We start from the raw sequence: 3,298 nt of genomic DNA on the forward strand, positions 1-3,298 counted from the left end.
ATCACAGGCGGCCCCCCTGCCGCGCCCGAAACTGGCCGATCTGGACGATGACGGGCAGGCGCTGTTGCATCAGGTGATTGATTTTTATCATCAGAACTTACTGGCGTCACCGGAAGCCAAAGCCTGGCTGGCACGACGCGGGCTGAATCATCCTGAACTGGTCAGTCACTTTAAGCTGGGGTACGCGGGCCATCACGGGATCGGCGGTTCAGCGGGCTTATTACCGTCCAAGAGCAGTCAGGAAGGCCAGCAACTGCGCGACAAGCTGTCGGGGCTGGGCGTGTTGCGTACGACCACCCGTCAGGACCACTTCCGGGGCTGCGTCGTGGTGCCGGTGATCGGCTGGGCCGAATCGGCCAGTGTGGCCAGCCGTGGGCGGGTGCTGCAACTGTATGGTCGCCGAACCCAGCCGGATTACAAAGTGCTGAAAGACAGCCCAAAGCATCTGTACCTGCCGTCACCGTTGGCCGGGGTCTGGAATGAGGAAGCGATGAAAGCCGCTTCGGAAATTATCCTGTGCGAAGCGCTGATCGATGCCATGACCTTCTGGTGTGCCGGGTTCCGTAACGTGATTGCCGCGTTCGGGGTGAACGGGTTTAACCGTGAGCACCTCGCAGCCTTGCCGTATCACGGCGTGAAACGGGTGCTGATTGCCTTTGACCGGGACGAGGCCGGAGACCGTGGCGCGGCCAGTGTGGCGGCTGATTTACTGGAAGCCGGTATCGAGGCATGGCGGGTGCAGTTCCCGCCGGGCATGGATGCCAATGACTATGCGCTGAAAAGCGGCAACGCCGAACATGCGCTGGGGCTGGCGTTGCAACAGGCGGTCTGGCTGGGACAGGGAACGGCGCCGGGCGCGGTGTTCAGCCATGAGCGGCCCGTCTCGCCGAGTGTGACGGAAAAGCCCCAAAGTGCTGATGTGACTAAACCTTCTTCTTTAGCCGCCCCGCCAGAGCTGACTGTTGCCCCCGTGCCCTGTGAGCGCACGGCCTGCGGTGAACTGGTGATGAAAAGCGGACCCCGTATCTGGCGGGTACGGGGGATGAAAAAATCCCCGGTGCCGGATGTGATGAAAGTGAATGTGCAGGTGCGCGATGAAACGTCCGGCCTGTTCCATGTGGATACGCTGGACATGTACCATGCGCGGCATCGTCAGAACTACATCAGCACGGCGGCGCAAGAGCTGGCATGCGAGCCGTCTGTGATTAAACGCGAAGCCGGGCGGGTGCTGCTGATGCTGGAGCAGCACCAGGATGCCGAGCAGCGAGCGGAGGCCGAAGCCTCAGGGACAACGGCGGTGACGGTCAGCGCGGAAGACGAAGCCGCCGCGCTGGCGTTGCTGACATCGCCGAACTTAACAGAACAGATTATCAACGACATGGCCGCCTGCGGGGTGGTCGGCGAATCCACCAATCTGCTGACCGGGTATCTGGCGGCGGTCTCGCGCAAACTCGATAAACCGCTGGCCGTGCTGATACAAAGCAGTTCCGCTGCCGGGAAATCGTCCCTGATGGAAGCGGTGCTGAACCTGATGCCGGAAGAGGAGCGTATCCAGTACTCGGCAATGACCGGGCAGAGCCTGTATTACCTCGGCGAAACCAGCCTGCAACACAAGATACTGGCGATAGCCGAAGAAGAAGGCGTGCGGCAGGCGGCCTATGCCCTGAAACTGTTGCAGTCCGACGGCGAGCTGAAAATCGCCAGCACCGGCAAGAACGAACAGAGCGGCGAACTGGTGACGCGGGAATACAAGGTACAGGGACCGGTGATGCTGATGCTAACGACGACGGCCATTGATGTGGATGAAGAGCTGCTGAACCGCTGTCTGGTGCTGACGGTCAACGAATCGCGCGAGCAGACGCAGGCCATCCACGCCATGCAGCGGCACCGCCAGACGCTGGCCGGGTTGCTGGCTGACTCGGAGAAAGGCTATCTGACGCAGTTACACCAGAACGCCCAGCGCCTGTTAAGGCCGCTGAAAGTGGTGAATCCCTACGCCCATCAACTGACGTTCCTGTCAGACAAAACCCGGATGCGGCGCGACCACATGAAATACCTGACGCTGATACAGGCCATTGCGTTGCTGCACCAGTATCAACGTGAAGTGAAGAAAACGACCCACCGCGGACAGGTCATCGAATATATCGAAGTCACCCAAGACGACATTGCCCTGGCTAACCAGCTGGCGCATGAGGTGCTGGGGCGCACGCTGGATGAAATGCCGCCGCAGACGCGCAAGCTGTTGCTGCTGATACAGGCCATGGTGAACGAACAGGCGCAAATCCAGCACTGCCAGCCAAATGAAGTGCGCTTTACCCGGCGGGATATCCGCGCCTTTACCCACTGGAGCGACAGCCAGCTCAAAAACCACTGTCAACGACTGACGGAAATGGAATACCTGCTGTTGCATGGCGGCAGCCGGGGGCACCTGCTGCATTATGAACTGCTGTGGGACGGAGAAGACAACGGCGCAGCCCACCTGTGCGGCCTGCTGGATGTCGGAGAAGCGGACTCAGAAACCGCCGGCAGTGAACGCAAGTCTGACCCGGAAGGTCGTAAGTCTTCCCCAAGTCCGGGGCAAGTCTGGCCTGAGTCTGGGGAAGAAAAACCCGCGTCAGCCCGGACAGAACAAGGGCCGGTGGGTGCACAAGTCCGGGCAGATGAAAACGCAGTTATCAGGGAAAATAATCACAGAGACGCATTGCCCGTACCCGACAGGGATAAAACGCCGGCAGCCGTCCCGACAGGTCATGAGAGCAAGTCTGACTTAAATGAACACCCGTCTGCCTCAAGTCTGGGCCAGGTCCGGGCTAAGTCTGGGGTGAAAAAATCCCCATCCGGGCAGGCAGAGCACGGGTTCAGCGTACCGCAAGTCGGGGTAACGGAAGACACAGTGATAAAAGGAAAAAAGAAAACGCGCCCCTTGTCTGCGCCCGCCCCTCAATCTCAACCGGAGGTCAATCATGGCAAACCGTAAACCGCGCAAAGGAAGTCTTCTGACCGTCGATGACGTCTATCGTCAGCCTGTCGGTCCGGCACATGACCCGAAAAGCCTGTATGCACTGCTGCTGCGCTTCGTGGCCTGGCGGCAGGAACGAAACTGGTCGGAAACCACGCTGAAAGTACAGACCCATCACACCTATCGCTTTATCCTGTGGGCCACGGAACGGGGCCTGTACTCTGCCGCGGATATCACGCGGCCGATACTGGAGCGTTACCAGCGTTATCTGTACCAGTACCGCAAGACCAACGGAGAGCCGCTGAGCATCCGCACCCAGCGCACCCAGTTGCAGCCGTT

1 protein-coding gene and 1 pseudogene are annotated in these 3,298 nt (G+C 59.9%); both read left to right on the forward strand.

Going from position 1 to position 3,298, the window contains the following annotated elements; genetic code table 11:
* Positions 1-2,977 (forward strand): toprim domain-containing protein (locus LGZ98_RS23185; protein WP_262978671.1); only part of this gene is annotated, 2,977 nt, incomplete at its 5' end.
* Positions 2,964-3,298: pseudogene (locus LGZ98_RS23190) on the forward strand (site-specific tyrosine recombinase XerC); the annotation flags it as partial. The gene LGZ98_RS23185 and the pseudogene LGZ98_RS23190, both read left to right, overlap by 14 nt.

This window comes from Photorhabdus kayaii (assembly GCF_025384895.1).
Lineage (GTDB): Bacteria > Pseudomonadota > Gammaproteobacteria > Enterobacterales > Enterobacteriaceae > Photorhabdus > Photorhabdus kayaii.